20 protein-coding genes and 4 tRNA genes are annotated in these 25,863 nt (G+C 54.1%); all 24 read right to left on the bottom strand.

Going from position 1 to position 25,863, the window contains the following annotated elements:
- Window positions 1-2: 2 nt before the first annotated feature.
- Window positions 3-2,261: a sensor histidine kinase gene (locus tag L103DPR2_RS02555; protein WP_055359610.1), complete on the bottom strand. Its 2,259-nt coding sequence runs from the start codon at window positions 2,259-2,261 to the stop codon at window positions 3-5.
- A 27-nt stretch (window positions 2,262-2,288) separates the two neighbouring features.
- Complete coding sequence (locus L103DPR2_RS02550) at window positions 2,289-2,963, bottom strand: DUF4390 domain-containing protein (RefSeq protein ID WP_231717664.1); 675 nt, start codon at window positions 2,961-2,963, stop codon at window positions 2,289-2,291.
- Window positions 2,920-4,275, bottom strand: a complete 1,356-nt coding sequence (gene rsmB / locus L103DPR2_RS02545) for a 16S rRNA (cytosine(967)-C(5))-methyltransferase RsmB (RefSeq protein WP_055359609.1) — start codon at window positions 4,273-4,275, stop codon at window positions 2,920-2,922. The genes L103DPR2_RS02550 and rsmB overlap by 44 nt, the downstream gene beginning before the upstream one ends.
- Before the next feature lie 4 nt (window positions 4,276-4,279).
- Window positions 4,280-4,867 carry a hypothetical protein gene (locus L103DPR2_RS02540; protein ID WP_055359608.1) on the bottom strand — a complete coding sequence of 196 codons (588 nt, stop codon included), beginning with the start codon at window positions 4,865-4,867 and terminating at the stop codon, window positions 4,280-4,282.
- 102 nt (window positions 4,868-4,969) lie between these two features.
- Window positions 4,970-9,193 (bottom strand): DNA-directed RNA polymerase subunit beta', encoded by a 4,224-nt coding sequence (gene rpoC / locus L103DPR2_RS02535; protein ID WP_055359607.1) that lies wholly within the window; start codon window positions 9,191-9,193, stop codon window positions 4,970-4,972.
- Window positions 9,194-9,225: 32 nt separating this feature from the next.
- Window positions 9,226-13,338 carry a DNA-directed RNA polymerase subunit beta gene (gene rpoB / locus L103DPR2_RS02530; protein ID WP_055359606.1) on the bottom strand — a complete coding sequence of 1,371 codons (4,113 nt, stop codon included), beginning with the start codon at window positions 13,336-13,338 and terminating at the stop codon, window positions 9,226-9,228.
- Between the two features lie 258 nt (window positions 13,339-13,596).
- Window positions 13,597-13,974: a 50S ribosomal protein L7/L12 gene (rplL, locus tag L103DPR2_RS02525; RefSeq protein ID WP_055359605.1), complete on the bottom strand. Its 378-nt coding sequence runs from the start codon at window positions 13,972-13,974 to the stop codon at window positions 13,597-13,599.
- A 41-nt stretch (window positions 13,975-14,015) separates the two neighbouring features.
- Window positions 14,016-14,516 carry a 50S ribosomal protein L10 gene (gene rplJ / locus L103DPR2_RS02520; protein WP_055359604.1) on the bottom strand — a complete coding sequence of 167 codons (501 nt, stop codon included), beginning with the start codon at window positions 14,514-14,516 and terminating at the stop codon, window positions 14,016-14,018.
- 247 nt (window positions 14,517-14,763) lie between these two features.
- Window positions 14,764-15,459: a 50S ribosomal protein L1 gene (gene rplA / locus L103DPR2_RS02515; RefSeq protein WP_055359603.1), complete on the bottom strand. Its 696-nt coding sequence runs from the start codon at window positions 15,457-15,459 to the stop codon at window positions 14,764-14,766.
- The gene (gene rplK, locus L103DPR2_RS02510; protein ID WP_055359602.1) at window positions 15,460-15,891 is read right to left on the bottom strand and encodes a 50S ribosomal protein L11; all 432 of its coding nucleotides are present in this window, start codon (window positions 15,889-15,891) and stop codon (window positions 15,460-15,462) included.
- A gap of 222 nt (window positions 15,892-16,113) precedes the next feature.
- Window positions 16,114-16,695, bottom strand: coding sequence for a transcription termination/antitermination protein NusG (gene nusG, locus L103DPR2_RS02505; RefSeq protein WP_055359601.1), 582 nt, complete (start codon window positions 16,693-16,695; stop codon window positions 16,114-16,116).
- Window positions 16,695-17,078, bottom strand: coding sequence for a preprotein translocase subunit SecE (gene secE, locus L103DPR2_RS02500; protein WP_055359600.1), 384 nt, complete (start codon window positions 17,076-17,078; stop codon window positions 16,695-16,697). The genes nusG and secE overlap by 1 nt, the downstream gene beginning before the upstream one ends.
- 111 nt (window positions 17,079-17,189) lie before the next feature.
- A tRNA-Trp gene (locus tag L103DPR2_RS02495) sits at window positions 17,190-17,265 on the bottom strand.
- 21 nt (window positions 17,266-17,286) lie between these two features.
- Window positions 17,287-18,477: an elongation factor Tu gene (gene tuf, locus L103DPR2_RS02490; RefSeq protein WP_055359481.1), complete on the bottom strand. Its 1,191-nt coding sequence runs from the start codon at window positions 18,475-18,477 to the stop codon at window positions 17,287-17,289.
- 67 nt (window positions 18,478-18,544) lie between these two features.
- Window positions 18,545-18,619 (bottom strand) — tRNA-Thr (locus tag L103DPR2_RS02485).
- A 61-nt stretch (window positions 18,620-18,680) separates the two neighbouring features.
- Window positions 18,681-18,754, bottom strand: a tRNA-Gly gene (locus L103DPR2_RS02480).
- Between the two features lie 117 nt (window positions 18,755-18,871).
- Window positions 18,872-18,957, bottom strand: a tRNA-Tyr gene (locus L103DPR2_RS02475).
- Window positions 18,958-19,016: 59 nt separating this feature from the next.
- Entirely contained in the window at window positions 19,017-19,820 is an 804-nt protein-coding gene (locus L103DPR2_RS02470) for a uracil-DNA glycosylase (protein ID WP_082466682.1), read from the bottom strand.
- A 36-nt stretch (window positions 19,821-19,856) separates the two neighbouring features.
- Window positions 19,857-20,645 carry an indole-3-glycerol phosphate synthase TrpC gene (gene trpC, locus L103DPR2_RS02465; protein WP_055359599.1) on the bottom strand — a complete coding sequence of 263 codons (789 nt, stop codon included), beginning with the start codon at window positions 20,643-20,645 and terminating at the stop codon, window positions 19,857-19,859.
- Window positions 20,642-21,679: an anthranilate phosphoribosyltransferase gene (trpD, locus tag L103DPR2_RS02460; protein WP_055359598.1), complete on the bottom strand. Its 1,038-nt coding sequence runs from the start codon at window positions 21,677-21,679 to the stop codon at window positions 20,642-20,644. Before trpD ends, trpC begins: the two co-directional genes overlap by 4 nt.
- Window positions 21,680-21,741: 62 nt before the next feature.
- Window positions 21,742-22,803 carry a low-specificity L-threonine aldolase gene (ltaE, locus tag L103DPR2_RS02455; RefSeq protein WP_055359597.1) on the bottom strand — a complete coding sequence of 354 codons (1,062 nt, stop codon included), beginning with the start codon at window positions 22,801-22,803 and terminating at the stop codon, window positions 21,742-21,744.
- A gap of 1 nt (window position 22,804) precedes the next feature.
- Window positions 22,805-23,383: an aminodeoxychorismate/anthranilate synthase component II gene (locus L103DPR2_RS02450; RefSeq protein ID WP_055359596.1), complete on the bottom strand. Its 579-nt coding sequence runs from the start codon at window positions 23,381-23,383 to the stop codon at window positions 22,805-22,807.
- A gap of 5 nt (window positions 23,384-23,388) precedes the next feature.
- Window positions 23,389-24,888, bottom strand: coding sequence for an anthranilate synthase component I (gene trpE, locus L103DPR2_RS02445; RefSeq protein ID WP_055359595.1), 1,500 nt, complete (start codon window positions 24,886-24,888; stop codon window positions 23,389-23,391).
- Window positions 24,889-25,160: 272 nt separating this feature from the next.
- Window positions 25,161-25,844: a ribulose-phosphate 3-epimerase gene (gene rpe / locus L103DPR2_RS02440; protein ID WP_055359594.1), complete on the bottom strand. Its 684-nt coding sequence runs from the start codon at window positions 25,842-25,844 to the stop codon at window positions 25,161-25,163.
- Window positions 25,845-25,863: the final 19 nt, after the last annotated feature.

The following is a 25,863-nucleotide window of genomic DNA, read 5'->3' as shown; positions in this document are numbered from 1 at the left end:
TCTCAGGTTTGCGCTAATTTCTCGACACTGAATGATAACGACACTTGGGCGCCTTTGACCACCCCTTCTTCAACTCGATTGGCAATGTCCAAACGGGCCCCATGTTCGTCGGCAATCTTCTTCACTACCGCCAGCCCCAAGCCGGTGCCTTTGGCCTTGGTGGTGACGTAAGGTTCGAAGGCGCGCTGCAAAATATTGGGCGAAAAACCGGGGCCTTCATCGAGAACCGTCAGTTTGACCCGCTTGCGCGCCGGGCTCCAGCGCGTCACCAACATGACGTGGGATTGCGGCTCACTGGCATCTTGTGCGTTTTGCAGCAGGTTGTGCACCACCTGGCGCAATTGCTGGGCATCGCCCTCAATCAGCGGCAAAGTGGGGTCCAAGTCGGTGAATATTTGGGCACGCGTGGCGGTCTCTGAAGGCTCTTGGGCATAGAGCCCCATCACGTCCATGATGAGGTTGTTCAAATCCAGTGGCTTGAGATCGGCCGAGGGCAAGCGGGCGTAATCTCGGAATTCATTGACCAGGCGCTTCATGGCCGCCACTTGTTCCACAATGGTTTTGACCGATTTGGACAGCACCGTTTGGTCGGCCTCTTCCAGCTTGCCATCCAATTTGCGCTCTAGCCTTTCAGCCGACAACTGAATGGGGGTGAGCGGGTTCTTGATTTCATGCGCCAACCTGCGCGCCACTTCGCCCCAAGCTTGCGAGCGCTGCGCCGAGACAATTTCAGAAATGTCATCAAACACCAGTAAGCGCATGCCGTCCGGCAAGATGGCACCACGCGCCACCAAAGTGACCGAAGTGGCCTCGAGGCCTTGACCCGAAGCATGAATTTCGAATGACTTTTGCCAGTGGTCAAGCTCGTGGCGGTCTTTGTCCGCGCTCAACAGTTCAAACTGTTCTTGCACGCCAATGGCAAAGCTTTGCAAATTGGGCAAGCTGAGCAAGGCCGTTTTTTCGTGGGCGGCCAAAGGCACTTTCAAAACGCGTGTGGCACCAGGGTTGGACGACTGGATGATGCCGCGCGCATTGAGCACAATGACGCCCGCCGTCAGGTTGTCCAAAATGGTTTGCAAGTTGCCACGCGCAGCATCCAGCTGCATCAGGCTTCGTTCCACCGCACTGCGCGCGTCGGACAACTGCTGGGTCATCTCGGCAAACGATCGCGTCAAACCACCCAGCTCGTCTTTGCCCTGCAAGGTGTATTTGGGTGACAAGTCGCCCTTGGCCACCTGCCGCATACCGTGCGCCAGCAACAACAAAGGACGGGCCAATTGATTGCCCAACAGCATGGCCAACAGCACGGAGGCCAGCACCGCCATGATGAGGCTCAAGGTGAGTGTGCCGATGTACATGCGGCGCAAGCCGTCTCTGGCCATGGCACGCTCTTGGTATTCACGGTTGGCCAACTGCACGTCCAAGGCATTGGCCACCAAGGTGGCGGGCAGTTCTTGCGAAATCTGCAAGACCCATGGGTCTTCGCGCAGGCTGAGGCTGTTTTGGGGCACCAAGGTCAGCACTTTAATGCGGCCTGTCGGCGCGCCTGCTGTTTCGTCCAAGCCCTCCACAATTTCCACACTCAGTTTGTTGCGCACTTGTTTGAACTGGGCGGCTGTGGGTCGTTCGGGACGAATAGAAAATCGAGACTGGCCAGCCGTGGCAATGAGGCGCCCATCGGAAGACCACAACACTGCATCGTTGGCGTCCATTTGCGCACGCACGCGATCTAGCATCAAGGCGGCGCTGGCCTCTTGAACATCGACCAATTGCTGCGCGGCCACACGTGACTGTTTGGCCAGATCACCGGTGAGGGTGTCCAAGGTGGCGCGTCCCAAGTTCAAGCCCGCCACCAAGGCGCCTTCGACCTTGACGTCAAACCAGCTTTCAATGGAGCGCGACACGAACTGATAAGAGACCACATAAATCAGGACCCCGGGCACCACACCGACCAGCGCAAAAATGGCGGCCAACTTGACCAGCAAACGCGAGCCAAATTGCCCTTGACGCACCCGAATCACCAAGCGGGTTAAGCCCCACAGCAGGCCCAACAACAGCAAGCCTGCCACCACGGTATTGACCAAGTACAGGCGCTCGTAATTTTGATCGTACAGGGCGCGGTTGCTGGTCGCTTGGGTCAGCAAGACCAGCAAGCCTAGGCCAATGGCAAGCAAAACCACCACGCCCAAGCCAACCAACCAGCGCACCGTTTTAGACGGTTGGGCGCCAGTGGCAATCAAATCTTGTGGGTTCCGACTCATGGGAGCAATTGTCGCCGACGAAGCACATCAGCGACCGAGGTCAGCGGTGATGCGCAGTGTCTTTTGCGTGTTCAAGTTCCATTCGGCTTGGCTACCTGCCGTCATCTGGAAGGGTCTTGGCAATTGAGACACATCCAAACGGAATTTAAAAATGAGGGTGTATTTGTTGTCGGCATCAAAGTCGGCCAAATCGGCCAATTTCCAATTCACGGTGCGCCGAATGGCCGCCAGGGCCTCGGGCAGAGTTTCGAAGGTTTGCGACAAACTGCTGGTCAAACCCACTGCACCAATGGGATCGCGCGAGACATTCAAACGCCATAAACGTGTAAGGGGTTGGTAGGCCAAACGGTAGTGGCGACTGACGGCGCCCACTTTTTTGTCATACCAGTACCAACGGTCGCGCGTCAGCTCGGCCTCGGTCACGAAATAAATGGGCATGCCTTTTTGCAGCGCATCTTCAACCGTGTTGCTGAGGTCGATGCGTAAACTGCTTTGCAATAACAAGGCGCCGTCGGCGCGCTCCAGTCTGAGCTCGGTGATTTCCACGGCTGAATTGGCCGAGGTTTGCGCTGTGGCGGGCATGCAAGCCATGGCCATCAGCCATGTCAGGACGCACAGCGCACGAAGCCAAAAGCCTGTGCGCCCCCTGCCATTCAACTCACATTGAACGCTTTTCCAACAGTGCGTAATAAAAACCGTCATGTTCACCCATGCCATTGTCGCGGAGACTGGCATCAGAAGTGACATTTGAGGGTGTTAAATGCCCAGGAGAGGGCAAGATCAGGGCATCAGTGTTGTGTTGAACAAACGTTTGGATTTGCGTTTCGCCTTCGGCCTTGAAAACAGAGCAGGTGCAATACAACAAGCGGCCCCCAGGCCTGACCAGGGGCCAAAGGGCTTTGAGCAACTTGGCCTGGATGGCGGCCAATTGCGCCACATCGCTCTCACGGCGCAACCAACGCACATCGGGATGGCGACGGCCAATGCCCGAGGCCGTGCAAGGCGCGTCGAGCAAAATGCCATCAAAGCTTTGACCGTCCCACCACTTGGAAGGATCGGCGGCATCGGCGGCCACAATTTGGGCGTGCACTTGCAAGCGGTCGACATTTTGTTGAATGCGCTCGCAGCGCTGTGGGTCTACGTCCAAGGCGAGCACATTGGCGCTTGGTTCGCACTCGAGCAGGTGGCCGGTCTTGCCGCCCGGCGCTGCACAAGCGTCTAGCAAACGCAGTTGAGGGCCAGCTGCTTTCAAACCTTTCAGCAACAAAGGCGCCGCCCATTGCGCTGCGGCATCTTGCACCGACACATGGCCTTGAGAAAAACCAGGCAGCACATGAACAGGCACCGCCTTGTCCAATTGAACACCCGAGGGCTGTCCTTCAGCGGTGATGACCTTGCCCTCAATGCCTTGTGCCTGCAATGCCTCCAAATAGTGGGCCACTGTGTGATGCTGAGAATTCACACGCAAGGTCATGGGCGCTGCCACTTGCGCAGCTTCCAAAATGGTGGCCCAACGATCGGGATGATCGTGTTGCAAGCGCTTCACCCACCAAGCCGGATGATTCCATTGCGCAGTGACATCGTCTTCAGTGGCTGCAAGCAAAGCATCGCGCTCACGCAAGAACCGGCGTAAGCAAGCATTCACAAACGGCGCCTGTGCACGCATGTCTTTGTGGCGCCGCGCAGCCTCCACAGCTTGATTCACCAAGGTGTGCACAGCGTAGGGCGCCAAGTCGTCGCGCCAAGACAAAGCCAATGCCGTGCACAGCAAAGCATCGGCGGTTGCGGGCGGCGCTTTGCGCGCCAATTGTTTGCGAATCGCTACTGCGCGGCCCCACCAGCGCATGGCCTGAAACGACAAAGCTTGTACACCGGGTCGCAGGTCTTTGGGCACTTGCTCGATGGCCGCGGTCATGGAGCGGCCATGGTGAACCGCCTGCGCAACGGAAGCCGTTGCTTGAAGCAATTGCCACAAGGGCGCTTGCAAATTCGATGCGGCTTGCGAGGTGTCCATGCAATCAGGCCAGCAAGTCGGCGTTGTCCAACATTTGGGCCGGTAAGAAATTCACTTGCTTGGCCAACAAGCTGGCGGGAAACTGGTTCACGGCTTCGTTGTATTGAAAGACGGCTTGGTTGTAGGCGTCCATCAGGGGCCAAGCCTGCGCTTTGAGTCGGTCAAATTTATAAGGCAGCGGATCGATGAACCAAGTGGCCTCGCCACTTTGCCCTGCACGCACTTCGGCTTTGGCCCAAGCGGCCAAGGCCAGTCGGTCTTCATTGACTTTTTGCATGGCACTGGCCGACAAAGGCTGTGTGCGGGCCAAGTCCAAGCTGTCGGACAATTCTTCCAAAATTTTGAGCAAATTCAAATCACGTTCATTCTTCAACAAGGCCTCGGGCAAGGCCGCCTCTTCCATTTCACTCAGCATGTCGCGCATGGACGCCGGCAAATTACCCTGCATCCACACCAAAACGCGCAACAACTGCGCATCGACGGCCGCAAACTGTTTGGCCACGCTGGCGCGCAACACCACCAAACGGTTGTAGGCACCCACCGCCCAAAAAAACAGAACGGCCAGGACTGAGCTGAAGATCAGAAGTGACATGGTCTCGTCATTGTGAAGCAAAACTTCTTCAAAAAAAACGCCTCTGGCCGTTGGACGGTTCAGAGGCGTTTTTCAAAGCATCCGGCCGAAGCCGGCGCTTGATCAGGAGTTGGAATCGGCAGCGTTGGCTGCGTCTTCGGTCAACTGTTGCGCTTCGGCCAATTCAACGGCTTCGGCTTCTGTGATGGCGCGGCGTTCTGCCTCGTCCATCGCGTCTTTGGCGGCACGGGCTTTGTGATAAGCCAAGCCTGTACCGGCAGGGATCAAACGACCCACAATGACGTTCTCTTTCAAACCACGCAATTCGTCGCGCTTGCCCATGATGGCAGCTTCGGTGAGCACGCGGGTGGTTTCCTGGAAGGAAGCCGCAGAAATGAAGGAGTCGGTCGACAAAGAAGCCTTGGTGATACCAAGCAACAAGTTGCTGAAGGTTGCAGGGATTTTGCCTTCGGCGCGCAATGCGTCGTTGGTGTTCAAAATCTCTGAACGCTCCACTTGTTCGCCAGCAATGTAAGTGGAGTCACCGACATTCTCAACCACCACACGGCGCAGCATCTGACGCACGATCACTTCAATGTGCTTGTCATTGATCTTCACGCCTTGCAAGCGGTAAACGTCTTGCACTTCGTCAACGATGTAGCGCGCCAACTCTTCCATGCCGAGCAAGCGCAAGATGTCTTGTGGATCGGCGGGGCCGTCCACAATGCTCTCGCCTTTGTTAACAACTTGGCCTTCGTGGACCATGATGTTTTTCTCTTTGGGAATGAGTTCGTCCCACACTTTGCCGTCTGGATCGGTGATCTGCAAACGAACCTTGCCTTTGGTCTCTTTACCAAACGACACGGTACCGGTCATCTCGGCCAACATGCCCTTGTCTTTGGGGCTGCGCGCTTCGAACAGTTCGGCCACACGTGGCAAACCGCCGGTAATGTCTCGGGTCTTCTGACCTTCCACAGGGATACGTGCCAAGACTTCGCCTGGGCCCACATCTTGACCGTCGCGCACTTGGATCAAAGAGCCGATTTGGAAACCGATGGTCACAGAGTGATCGGTACCCGGAATCTTCACTTCTTTGCCAGAGGCGTCGATCAATTTCACTTGAGGACGAACCACTTTGGTCGAACCACGACGCTTAGGATCGATCACCACCAAGGTGGACAAACCGGTCACTTCATCGACCTGCTTGGCAACCGTCATACCTTCTTCGACATTCTCGAATTTGATCTGACCTGCAAACTCAGTGATGATGGGTCGTGTCAACGGATCCCAGTTGGCAAGAATAGCGCCGGCCTTGATGGCTTGGTCAATCTTGACAGTGAGGATGGCGCCGTAAGGCACTTTGTGACGCTCACGCTCACGGCCATGTTCGTCGTGAATGATGATTTCGCCAGAACGAGAAATGACAACCAACTCACCTTTGGTGTTGGTGACATAACGCATGGCGGCATTGAAACCAATCAAACCATTTGATTTGGCTTCGACGCTCGATGCAATGGAGGCACGCGAGGCCGCACCACCAATGTGGAAGGTACGCATGGTCAACTGTGTACCTGGCTCGCCGATGGACTGCGCAGCAATCACACCCACAGCTTCGCCGTTGTTGATCAAACCACCGCGGCCCAAGTCGCGGCCGTAGCACTTGGCGCACAAGCCAAAGCGTGTGGCGCAGGTCAAGGCTGTGCGAACTTTCACTTCGTCCACACCTTCCGCTTCGAAGATCTCGATCATGTCTTCGTCGAGCAAGGTGCCGGCAGTGGCGACCACAGCGCGAGACTCAGGGTGCAACACGTCGTCGGCCAAAGTGCGACCCAAAACGCGATCGCGCAAGGATTCAATCACTTCACCGCCTTCAACGATGGCGCGCATTTGTGAGCCGTCGGTGGTGCCGCAATCGAGTTCAGTCACAACCAAGTCTTGTGTCACGTCAACCAAGCGACGTGTCAAGTAACCGGAGTTGGCTGTCTTCAACGCAGTATCGGCCAAGCCTTTACGTGCACCGTGTGTTGAGATGAAGTACTGCAACACGTTGAGGCCTTCACGGAAGTTGGCCGTAATAGGCGTCTCAATGATCGAGCCGTCAGGCTTGGCCATCAAACCGCGCATACCGGCCAGCTGACGAATCTGAGCCGCAGAACCGCGGGCGCCAGAGTCGGCCATCATGTAAATGGAGTTGAACGATTCTTGCTCAACTTCTTTACCGTGACGGTCAGTGGTTTTCTCTTTGCGGAGTTGGTCCATCATCACCTTGGACACAGCGTCACCCGCTTTGCCCCAGATGTCAACGACCTTGTTGTAACGCTCGCCAGAAGTCACCAGACCCGATACATATTGCTGTTCGATGTCTTTGACTTCTTTCTCGGCTTCACCAATGATGGCGCCCTTCTCTGGCGGCACCAACATGTCGTCGATGCCGATAGAGATGCCTGAACGTGTGGCCAAACGGAAACCATTTTGCAGCAACTTGTCGGCAAACACCACGGTGTCTTTCAAACCGCACTTGCGGAAAGACGTGTTGATGAGCTTGGAAATTTCTTTCTTCTTGAGTGCTTTGTTGATGTTCTCGAAAGCCAAGCCCTTGGGCAAGATTTCGGACAACAAGGCACGGCCCACGGTGGTGTACACCATGTTGGTCGAAGGCGTGAACTCTTTGGTTTCTTTGTTTTGAATCCAATCGGTAATGCGCACGCTGATCTTGGTTGTCAATTCAACCACTTTGGCGTCCAAAGCAGATTGAACTTCTGCGATGTCGGCAAAGATCATGCCTTCGCCTTTGGCGTTGATGCGTTCGCGGGTTGTGTAGTACAAGCCCAGCACCACGTCTTGTGACGGCACGATGGAAGGTTCACCATTGGCTGGGAACAGCACGTTGTTAGAAGCGAGCATCAGTGTGCGTGCTTCCATTTGTGCTTCCACAGACAAAGGCACGTGAACGGCCATTTGGTCACCGTCGAAGTCGGCGTTGAAGGCCGCGCAAACGAGTGGGTGCAACTGAATGGCTTTGCCTTCAATCAGCAAGGGCTCAAATGCTTGAATGCCCAAACGGTGCAATGTAGGCGCACGGTTCAACATCACGGGGTGCTCTTTGATCACCTCTTCCAAGATGTCCCACACCACGGGTGTACCGGCTTCCACTTCTTTCTTTGCAGCCTTGATGGTGGTCGCGATGCCCATGGCTTCGAGACGCGCAAAGATGAAAGGCTTGAACAACTCGATGGCCATCAACTTGGGCAAACCGCACTGGTGCAGCTTGAGCGTTGGGCCCACGGTAATCACAGAACGACCAGAGTAGTCGACGCGCTTACCCAACAAGTTTTGACGGAAACGACCGCTCTTACCTTTGATCATGTCGGCCAAAGATTTGAGGGCACGCTTGTTAGCGCCAGTCATGGCTTTACCGCGGCGACCGTTGTCGAGCAATGAGTCAACCGCTTCTTGCAACATGCGCTTTTCGTTGCGTGCAATGATCTCGGGTGCTTTCAACTCGAGCAAGCGGCGCAGACGGCTGTTGCGGTTAATGACGCGGCGGTACAGATCGTTGAGGTCGGAAGTGGCAAAACGGCCACCATCCAGTGGCACCAAAGGACGCAGGTCCGGTGGCAACACGGGCAAGACTTCGAGCACCATCCACTCAGGCTTGATGCCTGATTTCTTGAAGGCTTCGAGCACTTTCAAACGCTTGGCGTTTTTCTTGACCTTGACTTCAGAGCCAGTGAGGTCACCGCGCAGGCGTTCAATTTCGGCTTCGATTTCGATGCTGTTGAGCAAGTCCTTGATGCCTTCCGCGCCCATCTTGGCTTGGAATTCATCGCCGTACTCTTGCACTTTGGCATCGTAGTCGTCTTCGGACATGATGCTGTACTTCTTCAAAGGTGTCATGCCGGGATCGGTCACCACATAGGCTTCAAAGTACAACACGCGTTCGATGTCACGCAGGGTCATGTCCAATACCAAGCCCAAACGGCTAGGCAAAGATTTCAAGAACCAGATGTGTGCACAAGGTGCTGCCAAGTCAATGTGACCCATGCGTTCGCGACGCACTTTGGTCTGTGTGACTTCAACGCCGCACTTCTCGCAGATCACGCCGCGGTGCTTCAAGCGCTTGTATTTACCGCACAAGCATTCGTAGTCTTTGATAGGGCCAAAGATCTTGGCGCAGAACAAACCATCACGCTCAGGCTTGAACGTGCGGTAGTTGATGGTTTCAGGCTTTTTAACTTCGCCGAAAGACCAAGAACGGATTTTTTCGGGTGAAGCCAAGCCAATGCGGATGGCATCAAAATGCTCGTCCGGTGTGAACTGCTTGAACAGGTCCAGAAGTGATTTCATGAGACTCTTCCTTTTATTAATCTAGCAGGGGTTCAAGAACGCTCGAGTTCAATGTCGAGACCCAAGGAACGAATTTCCTTGACCAAGACGTTGAAGGATTCGGGCATGCCGGCACTGATGGTGTGTTCGCCTTTGACGATGCTTTCGTACACTTTGGTACGACCTTGCACGTCGTCGGACTTGACCGTGAGCATCTCTTGCAACACATAGGAGGCACCGTAAGCTTCCAAAGCCCACACCTCCATCTCGCCGAAACGCTGGCCACCAAACTGGGCCTTGCCGCCCAAAGGCTGCTGCGTGACCAGTGAGTAAGGACCTGTGGAACGGGCGTGCATTTTGTCGTCGACCAAGTGGTGCAACTTCAAGAAGTGCATGTAGCCGATGGTGGTGGGACGCTCGAAAGCTTCACCGGTACGGCCATCAAACAAATGAGCTTGTGTGCGCGTTGCAGTCAAACCTTTGCGTGCAGCCAAGTCATCGGGATAAGCCAACTTCAACATGGCGCGAATTTCTTCTTCCGCAGCACCGTCGAACACGGGCGTTGCGAATGGCAAACCACCTTTGAGGTTTTCCGCCATGGCCAAGACGTCTTGGTCAGACAACTGAGACAAGTCTTCTTTACGGCCAATGCCGTTGTAGAGTTCTTCGAACAGCTTGCGGAACTCGGCCACGCGGGCTTCTGCTTGCAACATGTCACCAATGCGGTGGCCAATGCCTTTGGCAGCCCAGCCCAAGTGAACTTCGAGCACCTGACCCACGTTCATACGTGAAGGAACGCCCAAGGGGTTCAACACGATGTCGGCAGGGGTGCCGTCGGCCATGTAAGGCATGTCTTCAACGGGAACGATCTTGGAGACCACACCCTTGTTACCGTGACGGCCGGCCATCTTGTCACCAGGCTGCAAGCGACGCTTGACTGCCAAGTAGACCTTGACCATTTTGAGCACGCCTGCTGGCAACTCGTCGCCTTGCGTGAGCTTCTTGCGCTTCTCTTCGAAGGCCAAGTCAAAGCTGTGACGTGTTTGCTCAAGTGAGTTCTTGATGGACTCGAGTTGACCGGCGATGTCTTCGTCTGCAGGACGAATGTCGAACCAGTGGAACTTCTCGATGGACTCGAGGTAAGCCTTGTCGAGCTTGGTGCCTTTGGCCAGCTTTTGTGGACCACCGTTGGCAACTTTGCCGATCAAGAGTTTTTCGATACGGTCAAAGGCGTCGGCTTCAACGATGCGCAACTGATCGTTCAAATCCAAGCGGAAGCGCTTGAGTTCGTCGTCAATAATTTGTTGCGCACGCTTGTCGCGCACGATGCCTTCGCGTGTGAACACTTGAACGTCGATCACGGTACCTTGAGAACCTTGATCCACGCGCAATGAGGTGTCTTTCACGTCGCTGGCTTTTTCACCGAAGATAGCACGGAGCAGCTTCTCTTCTGGTGTGAGTGTGGTTTCACCTTTAGGTGTGACCTTGCCCACCAACACATCGCCAGGTTGCACTTCTGCACCCACGTAGATGATGCCGGACTCGTCCAAGCGGCCCAATTGCTGCTCTGACAAGTTAGGAATATCGCGTGTGATTTCTTCGGCACCCAACTTGGTATCGCGTGCCATCACCACCAACTCTTCGATGTGAATCGAGGTGTAGCGGTCTTCAGACACCACGCGCTCGGAGATCAAGATCGAGTCTTCGAAGTTGTAACCGTTCCAAGGCATGAAAGCGATCAGCATGTTTTGACCGATGGCGATTTCGCCCAGGTCAGTCGATGCGCCGTCGGCAATCACGTCACCCTTGGCCAACTTGTCACCACGCTTCACAATGGCGCGTTGGTGAATGTTGGTGTTCTGGTTAGAACGTTGGTATTTGATGAGGTTGTAAATGTCCACGCCCACTTCACCCGCTTGGGTTTCGTTGTCGTTGACACGAATCACGATGCGGGTGGCATCGACATAGTCGACCACACCACCGCGAGTGGCGGTGACCACGGTGCCAGAGTCAACCGCAGCAACGCGCTCGATACCGGTACCGACCAATGGCTTCTCAGGACGCAACACGGGCACGGCTTGACGTGACATGTTGGCACCCATCAACGCGCGGTTGGCGTCATCGTGCTCAAGGAACGGCACCAAAGAGGCCGCCACAGACACGATCTGTGCAGGTGACACGTCCATGTATTGAATGCGATCAACACCGCACAAAATGGATTCACCTTTTTCACGGGCAGACACCAGACCGTCGGTCAAGCGACCTTCTTTGTCCAAAGTGGCATTGGCCTGGGCAATGACGTACTTGCCTTCTTCAATGGCGGACAAGTAATCGATGTCCATGGTGACTTTGCCATCCACCACGCGGCGGTAAGGTGTCTCAATGAAACCGTACTCGTTCAAACGCGCATACAAGGCGAGTGAGTTGATCAAACCAATGTTCGGACCTTCAGGCGTTTCAATAGGGCACACACGACCGTAGTGGGTCACGTGCACGTCACGCACTTCAAAGCCTGCACGTTCACGTGTCAAACCACCTGGGCCAAGGGCAGACACACGACGCTTGTGCGTGATCTCTGCCAAAGGATTGGTTTGGTCCATGAACTGTGACAACTGGGATGCACCAAAGAACTCTTTGAGTGCTGCAGAAATTGGCTTGGAGTTGATCAGATCGTGAGGCATCAGAGGCTCTTGCTCTGCTTGACCCAAACGCTCTTTCACAGCTTTTTCGATACGTGCCAAACCGGTACGGTATTGGTTCTCGGCCAACTCGCCCACGCAACGTACGCGGCGATTGCCCAAGTGATCGATGTCATCGACTTCGCCGCGGCCATTGCGCAAGTCAACCAAGATCTTGACCACGGCCAAGATGTCTTCGTTGGTCAGCACCATCGGACCGGTGGACTCGTCGCGGCCCACACGGGCGTTGAACTTCATGCGGCCCACGCGTGACAAATCGTACGTGTCGGGGTTGTAGAACAAGCGCTGGAACAAAGCCTGCACTGCGTCTTCTGTGGGTGGCTCACCAGGGCGCATCATGCGGTAGATGGCCACACGTGCTGCGAATTCGTCAACGGTTTCGTCCACACGCAATGTTTGCGAAATGTACGCGCCTTGGTCGAGTTCGTTGGTGTAGATACACTGAATTTCTTGCACGCCAGCAGAGCGCAATTTTTTGAGCAATGCTTCTGTGAGTTCTTCGTTGGCCTTGGCAATGATTTCGCCAGTGTCGGTGTCGACAATGTTGCGAGCCACCACGCGGCCAATCAGGAAGTCTTCTGGCACGCTGATGTGCGTGGTGCCAGACTGTTCGAGTTCACGTGTGTGACGAACGGTAATGCGCTTGTCTTTGGCGACAACCACTTTGCCAGACTTGTCGGTGATGTCGAAACGGGCCACTTCGCCGCGCAGACGCTCGGACACAAATTCCATTTGTGCGCCACTGTCCATCAAGCGGAAGTTGTCGTTCACAAAGAAGTTGGCCAGAATTGATTCTGGGTTCAAGCCAATGGCTTTGAGCAAAATGGTGACGGGCATCTTGCGACGACGGTCAACACGGAAGTACAGCAAGTCTTTGGGATCGAATTCGTAGTCGAGCCAAGAACCGCGGTAAGGAATGATGCGCGCACTGAACAACAATTTGCCAGAGCTGTGTGTCTTGCCCTTGTCGTGTTCGAAGAACACGCCAGGCGAACGGTGCAACTGAGACACGATCACGCGCTCTGTACCGTTGATGATGAACGAGCCTTTGTCTGTCATCAGGGGCACTTCGCCCATGTAGACTTCTTGCTCTTTCACTTCTTTCACAACTTTGGATTGTGATGTAGAAGAGTCACGATCGTAGATGATCAACTGAACGCGAGCGCGCACAGCGGATGCAAAGGTGAGGCCACGTGTTTGGCATTCGCGCACATCAAAGGCCGGCTTGGCCAAGTTGTACTCGAGAAACTTCATCTCGACAAAACCGTTGTGTGACACGATGGGGAAAGCTGATTCAAATGCAGCTTGCAGGCCTTCGTGGGCACGTTTGTTGGGGGCTACGCCTGCTTGCAAAAATGACGTGTAGGCGTCTTTTTGCATTTGCAGCAAGTAGGGAACTTCGAGCACGCTTTCGCGGCTTCCAAAACTTTTGCGAATGCGTTTGCGTTCGGTAAATGAATAGGCCATGAGATCTCCGGGTCTTGATCTTTCGGCGACTGTGTACCTTTTTTGAACAACGCGTTGTTCACAAGGCGGGCTTGGCCGCTGGCCTCTACCAGCGTTGGCGGACGGCTGCGCATTGCACGCAGCCCGAACCAAGGCGTCTCTGCAGTCGGGTCAGAGAACACTCAAAAAATGACGTTGAAGCTATTTTTTGGCTGTGCTCTGTAAGCACCAAAGGCTGGAGGCCCTTGTGGGACGCTCCAGCCTTGGACAAAAATCGAATTACTTGAGTTCGACTTTGGCGCCGGCTTCTTCCAGCTTTTTCTTAGCAGCTTCAGCGTCAGCTTTAGAAGCGCCTTCTTTAACAGCCTTAGGTGCGCCGTCAACCATGTCTTTGGCTTCTTTCAAGCCCAAGCCAGTGATTTCGCGAACAGCTTTAATGACGGACACTTTGTTAGCGCCTGCTTCAACCAACATCACGTTGAATTCTGATTGCTCTTCAGCAGCAGCGGCACCGCCACCGCCACCACCAGCAGCAGGTGCTGCCATGGCTGCGGCGCTCACGCCAAATTTCTCTTCGATGGCTTTCACCAAGTCGTTGAGTTCCAAGACCGTCATGCTGTCGAGAGCGGTCAAAAATGCGTCTTTATCAAATGACATTTTTATTTCCTAAACAATTTATTTAAAAAAGGACTGCGCGATTACGCGGCAGCCGTTTCGCCTTTTTTGGCCGCCAATGCACCCAACACCACTGCGGTACGGGAAATTGGTGACTTCATCAAGCCGCACAACTGAGCCAACAACACATCTTTGGATGGGATGTTTGACAGTTGCTTAACGCCGTTGGCATCCAAAACTTTGCCTGAGATGGCACCACCGCGAATGACCAACTTGTCGTTGGTTTTCGCGAAGTCAGCGACTACTTTTGCAGCAGCCACAGCATCTACAGAGAAGCCATAGATCAGCGGACCGGTCATCTGATCAGAGACAACTTCAAACGATGTTCCGGCAACAGCACGGCGGGCCAAGGTGTTTTTCAACACACTCAGGCTCACACCTTTGCTACGTGCATCAGAACGCAGTTTGGTCATGTCAGTGACCGTGATGCCGCGGTATTCCGCAATCACCAGCGTTTGAGCTTTAGCGGCGAGGCTGGTCACTTCTGAAATGACCGCTTCTTTCTCACTGCGATTAAGACTCAAGGTCTACTCCTTTTGAATGAGCTTTTGAGCAATGTTGCTCTAGAGCTCGCCTAATTTCAGCGATCAACTGTTCAGGATTTTGTCCATCTGCAGCGGGATCGCCATCTGCGTTGGCTTTCACGATTAAGTGCATTGCTGCACGCCAACGGTCTTGGATGGCCTGAACCTGGTCCGAAGATTTGGGTTCAGCCCACCACACTGAGCGTCGTGCCAAGTTGCCCTGGCACGCCACTCGGTTTTTTCACGATCAAGCCGCGATGGATTGTGTGTCGACGCGAACGCCCACACCCATGGTGGAAGACACAGCGACTTTGCGCAGGTAAACACCTTTGCTGGTTGCTGGTTTTGATTTGTTCAATGCATCGATCAATGCAGCCAAGTTGCCTTGCAACTTTTCAACGTCGAATGAACGCAAGCCAATCGCGCCGTGCACGATACCGGCTTTGTCAACACGGAACTGAACTTGACCGGCTTTTGCATTTTTAACGGCAGTGGCCACGTCAGCAGTCACGGTGCCAACTTTGGGGTTAGGCATCAGACCACGGGGGCCCAAGATTTGGCCCAAAGTACCCACGATGCGCATTGCGTCGGGAGCAGCGATCACCACGTCGAAAGGCATGTCACCGGCTTTGACTTGTGCAGCCAAATCGTCCATGCCCACCACGTCTGCACCAGCAGCTTTGGCTTCTTCAGCTTTAGCGCCTTGGGCGAACACGGCCACGCGTTTTGTTTTACCAGTGCCGTTAGGCAAGACCACGGCGCCACGCACCACTTGGTCAGATTTCTTGGCATCGATACCGAGTTGCACGGCCACGTCGATGGACTCATCGAACTTGGCAGTTGCGCACTCTTTCACCAAAGCCAATGCATCGGCCACAGCGTACAACTTGTTGGCGTCAACTTTGCCAACCAGTGCTTTTTGTTTCTTAGTCAACTTGGACATTTATACGCCCTCCACATTCACGCCCATGGAGCGTGCAGAACCCGCGATGATGCGGACAGCAGCGTCCAAATCAGCAGCGTTCAAGTCTTTCATTTTTGTCTTTGCAATTTCTTCGAGCTGAGCGCGAGAAATCTTGCCAACTTTGTCAGCGTGTGGACGGGCAGAACCCTTGTCCAACTTGATGGCTTTCTTGATCAAGGTGGTCGCTGGTGGCGTCTTGATGATGAACGTGAAGCTCTTGTCGGCAAAAGCAGTGATCACCACTGGCAAAGGCAGACCTGGCTCAACACCTTGGGTCTGGGCGTTGAACGCCTTGCAGAATTCCATGATGTTCAAACCACGTTGACCCAAAGCTGGGCCGATAGGGGGTGATGGATTGGCCTTGCCAGCTGGAACTTGCAGCTTAACGAAGCCGACGATTTTTTTCGCCATGTTGAACTCCTAGTGGGTGCAAACGCTTGATGGTTTAGGTCAAGCTCCCCAAATTAACGACTCTTCTTTTTTAAAACTTCACTTGCTGAGTCGGGTAGCTCGTGAAGAGTTTTAATACCTCTGATTAGTTGGGGTCAGAGCAAATTTACTTCGTAAATCTTGATCTGACCCGCAATCTTTTTAGGTAAGTCTCTAAACCCCTTAGGGGGTTTGGGACTTAACTTAAGTTTTTTCGACTTGGCCGAACTCTAGTTCGACCGGTGTCGCACGTCCAAAGATCGTGACAGACACACGCATTTTGTTTTTCTCGTAATTCACTTCTTCCACCGTGCCGTTGAAGTCCGTGAACGGGCCTTCTTTCACGCGCACATATTCGCCCACTTCAAACTCCACCTTGTGGCGGGGCTTGTCGGTGCCTTCTTGCATTTGATTGACGATCTTGCGAACGTCATCTTCTGAAATAGGGGCAGGACGGTTTTTGGCACCACCCACAAAGCCAGTGACTTTGTTGGTGTGTTTGACCAAGTGCCATGTCTCATCGTCCATGACCATCTCGACCAGCACGTAGCCAGGGAAAAACTTGCGCTCGGTGGTGCGCTTTTGGCCATTCTTCATCTCAACCACTTCTTCAGTGGGAACCAGAATGCGGCCAAATTTGCTTTGCATCTCGGCGCGTTGAATGCGCTCAATGATGTTGCGCTCAACAGCCTTCTCCATGCCTGAATAGGCATGAACCACATACCACTTCAAGTCTGGATTGGTGGATTCGCCCGCTTTAGGCGCGTTATCAACAGCGTCAGTCATTATTTTTTCCACCCCAAGATCAGATCGTAAAAAACCCACTCGAGTGTTTTGTCCGTCAGCCACAAGAACAGCGCCATGACCACCACAAACACAAAAACGTAAGCAGTGATTTGCATGGCTTCCTTGCGCTCGGGCCACACGACTTTCTTAACTTCGCGCACAGCATCTTGGCCGAACGACACGAATTGTTTGCCGGTTTCTGAGAGCAAGAACACCACAACAGCGACAGCCAAACCAGCAATCAAGGCACCCCACTGGGCCAAAGCGCCTTGCTTGGAGAGCACATAGAAAGCAGCCAAAGATGCCACGGCCAACACAATGGCCAAGCCAAGCTTGAGCTTGTCAGCGGTGGAACCTACGGTTTGAACTTCAGAAGTTGCCATGTTGGCTTACAGACCTTTTTAGGCTCTTTCGAGCCCTACAAAATTACCTTGTCTTTTAGACGCCGAAGCCCGCCAGGTGATGGCGGGCTTGTTTTGCTCACCCTTATCAGGTGGCAGGGGCAGTAGGAATCGAACCTACAACCTTCGGTTTTGGAGACCGACGCTCTGCCAATTGAGCTATACCCCTTCAGCGCATGAAAGACGCAAATTAAGCGATGATTTTGGCAACAACGCCAGCGCCCACAGTGCGGCCGCCTTCGCGGATCGCAAAACGCAGACCTTCTTCCATGGCGATCGGGTTGATCAACTTCACAGTGATCGACACGTTGTCACCAGGCATCACCATCTCTTTGCCTTCTGGCAATTCGATCGCGCCTGTCACGTCAGTCGTACGGAAGTAGAACTGAGGACGGTAGTTGTTGAAGAATGGCGTGTGACGGCCACCTTCGTCTTTAGACAAGACATAGATCTCGCCTGTGAAGTGTGTGTGGGGCTTGATAGAGCCGGGCTTGCACAGCACTTGGCCGCGCTGCACGTCTTCGCGCTTGGTGCCGCGGAGCAAAATACCCACGTTGTCACCAGCTTGACCTTGGTCCAGCAACTTGCGGAACATCTCAACGCCTGTACATGTGGTTTTTTGCGTGTCAGCAATACCAACGATCTCGATCTCTTCACCAACCTTGATGATGCCGCGCTCGATACGGCCTGTCACCACTGTGCCGCGACCCGAGATGGAGAACACGTCTTCCACTGGCATCAAGAAAGAGCCGTCCACTGCGCGGTCAGGCGTAGGGATGTAGGAGTCCAAAGCTGCTGCCAACTTCATGATGGCTTCTTCGCCCAAAGGACCCTTGTCGCCTTCCAAAGCCAGCTTGGCTGAGCCTTGAATGATCGGTGTGTCGTCGCCGGGGAAGTCGTACTTGGACAACAACTCGCGAACTTCCATTTCCACCAACTCGAGCAACTCGGCGTCGTCCACCATGTCGCACTTGTTCAAGAAAACGATGATGTAAGGCACGCCCACTTGGCGAGCCAACAAGATGTGCTCACGTGTCTGGGGCATGGGGCCGTCAGCAGCAGAGCACACCAAAATAGCGCCGTCCATCTGAGCCGCACCCGTGATCATGTTCTTCACATAGTCAGCGTGGCCTGGGCAGTCAACGTGTGCGTAGTGACGGTTTTCTGTCTCGTACTCAACGTGCGCTGTGTTAATCGTAATGCCGCGAGCCTTCTCTTCAGGCGCTGCGTCAATTTGGTCGTACGCTTTAGCAGCGCCGCCGAACTTGGCTGCCAACACGGTGGTGATCGCAGCTGTCAATGTTGTTTTGCCGTGGTCAACGTGACCAATGGTGCCAACGTTCACGTGCGGTTTTGTCCGCTCAAATTTCTCTTTTGCCATTTCTCGACTCCGAAAAAAAACGTTAAAAACTAAAACTCAAAAAGTGCTCAAAATTTGCACAAAAAACTGGTGCCCTTGGCGGGAATCGGACCCGCGATCTCCCCCTTACCAAGGGGGTGCTCTACCACTGAGCCACAAGGGCGATCATGACTCAGTACAACAAGGCACTTTGTCCGCACTAAACTGCACCACCTTGCTAAAACTGGAGCGGGAGACGGGAATCGAACCCGCGTCATTAGCTTGGAAGGCTAGGGTTCTACCATTGAACTACTCCCGCATTTGACTGCAGCAGAGTCAGGCACATCATCCGGGCAATTCAAGTCAATTGAATGACAGTCACCCCGATGCGTTTTCTGATTCCAAACGCTCTTTGTTCTTAACAAGGTAATTTTGCTGGTGGAGGAGACTGGATTCGAACCAGTGTAGGCGTAAGCCAACAGATTTACAGTCTGCCCCCTTTAGCCACTCGGGCACCCCTCCTCAGCGAATCTGGGATTATGCCACTTTTTTCTCAGCCTCAGCAAGCCTCAAGAAGGAAATTACCAAAGTATTGCTTTTTTATTTTGGGCCAACAACCACCGGTTCACTTGGCCGAAGTGGCCGCACCCCATGAATGGCAAGGGGGGTCTGAGGGCCGACAAGGGTGACGGATGGTTGGCCTTTAAAACCAAATGGCGCTTCGCCACATCACCCGCTTCAATCAAGGCCGCCTTGCCTTGGGCATGGCCACCCCAGAGCAAAAAAGCCCGGGGTTGTGCATCCATGGCAAGGGCTTCAATGATTTTGTCAGTAAGCACTTCCCAACCCCAACGACTATGACTGGCAGGTTGTGAGTCCTCAACGGTCAGGGCGGTGTTCAAGAGCAGAACACCCTGCGATGCCCATCGCACCAAGCTGCCTGCATGGGCGCCCTGCGGCATGTCAGCCCCCGTGTCACGCTGAACCTCTTTGAAAATATTGCGCAAACTGGGTGGGATTTTTTGCCCTTCGCCCACCGAGAAGGCCAAGCCTTCGGCCTGTCCTGGGCCATGGTAGGGGTCTTGCCCCAAGATCACCACGCGAACTTGCTCAAAGGGCGTCAGCTCAAGTGCCTTGTAGGGTGTGCGAGGATAAATCACCTTGTGGGCGGCCAACTGGTCGACCAGTTTTTGGGACAAAGCGTGTCCTGTCTCGCTTTGCCAATGCATCTGCAGAAGCTGAGACCAAACAGACGACAAGCCTGTCAGGCTGGGCGGCCAATCGCTGCTGCGCAGTTGATTCCAATGAATGTCATAACCCGCGCCCTCATCACCTTCACGGGCCAACTCACCAAACAAGGTGGTTTGCTTGCCAATTGAACTCATGGTGCGAAAAGACCCGCCCGCGAATGGCAGGAAGTCTTAATGAAACAAGTCAGCCAAAGCCTGGCCGGGATCGGTTGCACGCATGAAAGCCTCGCCAACCAAAAAGGCGTGCACATGTGCGTCGCGCATTTTTTGCACATCGGCGCTCGACAAGATGCCGCTCTCGGTCACCAAAATACGATCGGCAGGTACATCCTTCATCATGCCCAAGGTGGTGTCCAAAGACACTTCGAAGCTTCGCAGGTTGCGGTTGTTGATGCCCACCAAAGGCGTTTTCAATTTGAGCGCACGCGTTAACTCTTGTGCATCATGCACTTCCACCAACACCGCCATGTCCAAGCTGCGCGCCACCGCCTCCATGTCTTTCATTTGCGCATCGTCCAAACACGCTGCAATGAGCAAGATGCAATCTGCCCCCATCACGCGTGCTTCATAAACTTGATATGGGTCGACCATGAAGTCTTTGCGCAGCACGGGCAAATCACAACTGGCACGCGCTTGCTTCAAGTAGTCTGCGCTGCCTTGGAAAAACTGCGCGTCGGTTAAGACGGACAAACAAGCCGCGCCATGCTCTGCATAGCTTTGTGCAATGTCAGCGGGCATGAAGTCAGCGCGCAACACGCCTTTTGAGGGGCTGGCCTTTTTGATCTCTGCAATGACAGCAGCTTGGCCGTTGTCAATCTTGTGACGAATGGCGCCAACAAAGTCGCGTGTGAGCACGCGACTTTCCGCGTCGGCACGCACGGCAGCCAAAGGTTTTTTGCGCAATGACAGTTCAATTTCTTCGTGCTTGACCGCGACGATTTTTTTCAGAATATCGCTCATGCAGAAGCTCCTGCTTTTTGGGTGAAGGCCACAAACTGTTGCAGCTTGTTTTTGGCAGCACCTGATTCAATCGCTTGACGCGCCAACACAATGCCCTCTTTGATGCTGCTTGACACATTGGCCGCGTACAGCGCAGCACCCGCATTCAAAATCACAATGTCGCGCGCAGCGCCTGCTTCGTTGTTCAACACAGCGCGCAGCACCGCTTGCGAAGCTTCGGGTGTTTCAACACGCAAAGCGCGGTTGCTGACCATGGCCATGCCAAAGTCTTCTGGATGAATTTCGTATTCTGTGATGTGGCCATCTTTGAGTTCGCCCACCAAGGTGGCGGCACCCAAGCTGACTTCGTCCATGCCATCGCGGCCATAAACGACCAGTGCATGTTCGGCGCCCAGTCGTTGCAAGGCGCGAATTTGAATGCCCACCAAGTCGGGGTGGAACACACCCATCAAAATGTTGGGTGCGCTGGCGGGATTGGTGAGGGGACCTAAGATGTTGAAAATCGTTCGAACACCCAGCTCTTTGCGAACAGGCGCCACATTTTTCATGGCGGGATGGTGATTGGGTGCAAACATGAAGCCAATGCCCACTTCTTGCACGCACTGCGCAATTTTCTCGGGCGACAAATTGATGTTGGCCCCCAAACTCTCGAGCACATCGGCACTGCCCGATTTGCTGCTGACACTGCGGCCGCCATGCTTGGCGGTTTTGGCGCCAGCAGCTGCCGCCACAAACATCGCACAGGTTGAAATGTTGAAGGTGTGTGAGCCATCGCCGCCAGTGCCCACAATGTCCACCAAATGACGCGTATCTGGCACCACCACCTTGGTCGAAAACTCGCGCATCACTTGCGCGGCTGCGGTGATCTCACCAATAGTTTCTTTTTTGACACGCAAACCTGTGATCAATGCAGCCGTCATCACGGGCGAGAGTTCGCCGTTCATGATCATGCGCATGATCTTCAGCATTTCATCGTGGAAAATTTCACGGTGCTCAATGGTTCTTTGCAGTGCTTCGTGCGGCGTAATGGGCATGGCAGTCTCTGGATTTGAATTCATGAAATGTTGGGATGTTGTGCTTGCTAGCTTGCTTGAATTCAAGCGTTGAAAAATTGCCGAACAGCGGAAATGGTGCGATCAATTCCTGCACGGTCAACATCCAAGTGCGTGACAAAACGCATGCGGTAGAAGCCCGTCATGTCGATGCCTGCTTGCTTTAAATGGGTTTGCAAAGCCGCGCCTTGGGCTTTGGCCTCGCCCACCAAATCAACAAACAAAATATTGGTTTGGGGTGTTTCAACTTGCAGGCCTGGAATGCCGCTCAAGCCTTGCGCCAAATCTTGCATCAATTGGTGGTCTTCAGCCAAGCGCAGTACATGGTGATCCAAGGCATAAGATGCAGCGGCCGCCATGAAGCCCGCTTGACGCAAGCCACCACCTGCCATTTTGCGCAGGCGATGTGCTCTGGCAATGAACGCTTTGGAGCCACACAAAGCAGAGCCCATGGGTGCGCCCAAACCTTTGCTGAAGCAAACCGACACACTGTCAAAACATTGGGCAATGCGTTTGGCTTCGTCGTAGGGTGACGTGCCCAGTGCTGCGGCTTGGGCCACTGCTGCATTGAACAGACGTGCGCCGTCCAAGTGACGTGCCAAACCTTTTTGCATGGCCAATGCGCTGGCCTCGCTCAGATAGCTTTGAGGCAAGACCTTGCCACCCCATGTATTTTCTAAAGCCAACAACTTGGTTTTGGCAAAGTGCGCATCGTCTGGTTTGATGGCCGCTTCAATGTCAGCCAATGCCAAACTGCCGTCGGCTTGTTGCGTCAGTGGTTGGGGTTGCACACTGCCAAACACTGCAGCGCCGCCACCTTCCCAGCGATAGCAATGGGCCATTTGACCCACAATGTATTCTTCTCCTCGCTGGCAATGCGACAGCACCCCACACAAATTACTTTGTGTACCCGTGGGCATGAACAACGCAGCCTCAAAACCAAGCAGCTTGGCAATTTTTTCTTGCAGTGCATTCACGCTAGGGTCATCTGCAAAAACATCATCACCCACCAAAGCTTGCGCCATGGCTTCCCGCATACCGGGTGTGGGCCGTGTGACGGTGTCACTGCGCAAATCAATGCGCGGCATAGCGGATGCAGTGCTCATGTCAGGAAGCCTCCAAGAAATTTTTCAGCATGGCGTGACCATGTTCTGTCAGGATGGACTCGGGGTGAAACTGCACACCCTCTACATTCAAATGCTTGTGGCGCACGCCCATGATTTCACCATCATCGGTCCACGCCGTGATTTCTAAATCTGCGGGGCACGATGCGCGCTCAATGGCCAAAGAGTGATAACGGTTGACCGTGAATTTTTCTGGCAAGTTTTTGAACACGCCACTTTGTTTGGTTTGAATGACACTGGTTTTGCCGTGCATCAATTCTTGTGCGCGAACAATTTTGCCGCCAAAGGCTGCGCCAATGCTTTGATGGCCCAAGCACACGCCCAAGATGGGCAGCTTGCCCGCAAAGTGCTGAATGGCCGCAACTGAAATGCCCGCTTCCGCAGGCGAACAAGGGCCGGGCGATATCACCAAACGGTCTGGCGCTTTGGCGGCAATGCCTTCCAACGTAATTTCGTCATTTCGAAAGACTTCAACCTCGGCGCCCAACTCGCCAAAATACTGCACGATGTTGAATGTGAAAGAGTCGTAGTTGTCGACCATCAGCAATTTAATTTTGGCCATGTCGATTACTCCAAACCTTCTTCCACCAACTCACTGGCACGCAACAAGGCGCGTGCTTTGTGTTCGGTTTCTTTCCATTCCAACTCGGGCACTGAATCGGCCACCACACCGGCCGCAGCCTGCACGTACAAGGTTTGATCTTTGATGACTGCTGTGCGAATGGCAATGGCCACATCCATGTCGCCCGCATAGCTGAGGTAGCCGCACGCACCGCCATACAGTCCGCGCTTGGTGGGCTCGAGGCGATCTATCAATTCCATCGCATGCACTTTGGGTGCCCCCGTGAGTGTGCCTGCAGGAAACGTGGCTTTGAGCACATCCATGTTGGTCATGCCATCCTTCAAGATGCCTTCGACGTTGCTCACGATGTGCATCACATGGCTGTAGCGCTCTACCGCGAAGACTTCGGTCACTTTGACCGAGCCAATTTTGGCAATGCGACCAATGTCGTTGCGGGCCAAGTCAATCAGCATCACGTGCTCGGCACGCTCTTTGGGATCGTTCACCAACTCGTGTTCGGCGGCTTTGTCTTTTTCAGGTGTGGCGCCCCGTGGACGCGTACCGGCCAAGGGACGAATGGTGACTTTGACACCCTCTTCGGTTTGCTCTTGGCGCACCAAAATTTCGGGGCTGGCACCGACCACATGGAAGTCGCCAAAGTTGTAGAAGTACATGTAAGGGCTGGGGTTCAAAGACCTGAGCGCACGGTACAAAGACAAGGGGCTTTCGGTGTAGCGCTTCTTGATGCGTTGGCCTACTTGCACCTGCATGAAGTCGCCTGCGGCGATCAACTCTTTGGCTTCCAGCACTGCTTTCAAATAGTCTTCTTTTTTGAAGTCGCGTTCGGCAGGATGCGTTTGTGTGGAGTTCACCACGGGCGCGCTAACGGAGTACTTCAACAATTCTTTGAGTTCGCGCAAACGCTTCTTGGCTTTTGAATACGCCTCGGGCACGCCAGGGTCGGCATACACGATCAAATAAAGCTTGCCCGACAGGTTGTCGATCACGGCCAACTCTTCGCATTGCAGCAACAAAATGTCGGGCGTACCCAAGGTGTCAGGCGGACATGTTTTTTCGAGCTTTTTCTCAATGTAGCGAACAGCGTCGTAACCGAAATAGCCTGCCAAGCCACCACAAAACCGTGGCAAACCTGGGCGCAGCGCCACCTTGAATTGTTTTTGATATTGCTCGATGAAATCGAGGGGGTTGCCTGACGCCGTTTCCACCACCACGCCATCGGTGACGACTTCGGTCTTGGCCGCTGCACCAAAGCCACTGGCTTGCAAAAAGGTTTTGGCGGGCAAGCCAATGAAGCTGTAGCGGCCAAAGCGCTCACCACCCACCACCGACTCGAGCAAAAAGCTGTACTTGCCACCATCTTTGGCATGCGCCAGTTTGAGGTACAGGGACAGCGGGGTTTCTAAATCAGCAAACGCTTCCAGCATGAGGGGAATGCGGTTGAAGCCTTGTTGCGTCAGGCTTTTGAATTCAAGTTCTGTGATCACGATCGGAAGCTCCGTTCAGGATGGTTGGGCCGGGGTGCGCAAGGGGCGCGTTAGAAGGGGCCAACCGGTTCATTCATTTGTTCAAGTGAAAAAGCTTGAACACTGGGGTGGCAGCGATGCCGCTGCCGGTTCTAGGCAAATTTAAACTGGCTGACGCCAAGACCAGGCTCCCCGGCCAGAAACGGCCGGCAGCACTGCTGCGAAGAATGAATGAATTTGGATCATGGAAGGCTTAGTGTAACAAAGCTGTCGGTCACACGCCAAGCAGAATGTCAGGCTGCGCTCAACTCCTTGCGCATGGCTTGAATGACGGCTGCGTAATCGGGCTTGCCAAAAATGGCACTACCCGCCACAAAGGTGTCGGCACCTGCATCGGCCACACGGCGAATGTTGTCGACTTTGACCCCGCCATCCACTTCCAGGCGGATGTCTTTGCCTGATTTGTCAATCCATTTTCGGGCTTGTTCAATTTTGCGAAGCGCGCTGTCAATGAAGCTCTGGCCACCAAAGCCAGGGTTGACCGACATGATGAGGATCAGGTCGATGTCGTCAATGACCCATTCCAACACATCCAAGGATTCTGCAGGATTGAACACCACACCGGCTTTGCAGCCTTTGGACTTGATGGCCTGAACACTGCGGTGCACATGCGTTGACGCGTCTGGGTGAAAACTGATCAGATCGGCACCGGCATCAGCAAAGGCTGCGGCCAAGGCATCCACCGGCTGAACCATCAGGTGCACATCAATGGGCACATCTTTGCCGTCAGCTGTTTTGGCATGTGGCTTGAGGGCCTGGCAAATCATGGGGCCGAAGGTGAGGTTGGGCACGTAATGGTTGTCCATCACGTCGTAGTGAATCCAGTCGGCGCCGGCGGCAATGACATTTCGCACTTCTTCACCCAAGCGGGCGAAATCGGCAGACAAAAGTGAGGGGGCGATGCGGTAGGTGGTCATGTCCGAATTGTCTCATTTT

Origin of the sequence: Limnohabitans sp. 103DPR2, from assembly GCF_001412575.1 — a bacterium.
GTDB lineage: Bacteria > Pseudomonadota > Gammaproteobacteria > Burkholderiales > Burkholderiaceae_C > Limnohabitans_A.
This window is presented reverse-complemented; position numbering and strand designations above follow the sequence as displayed.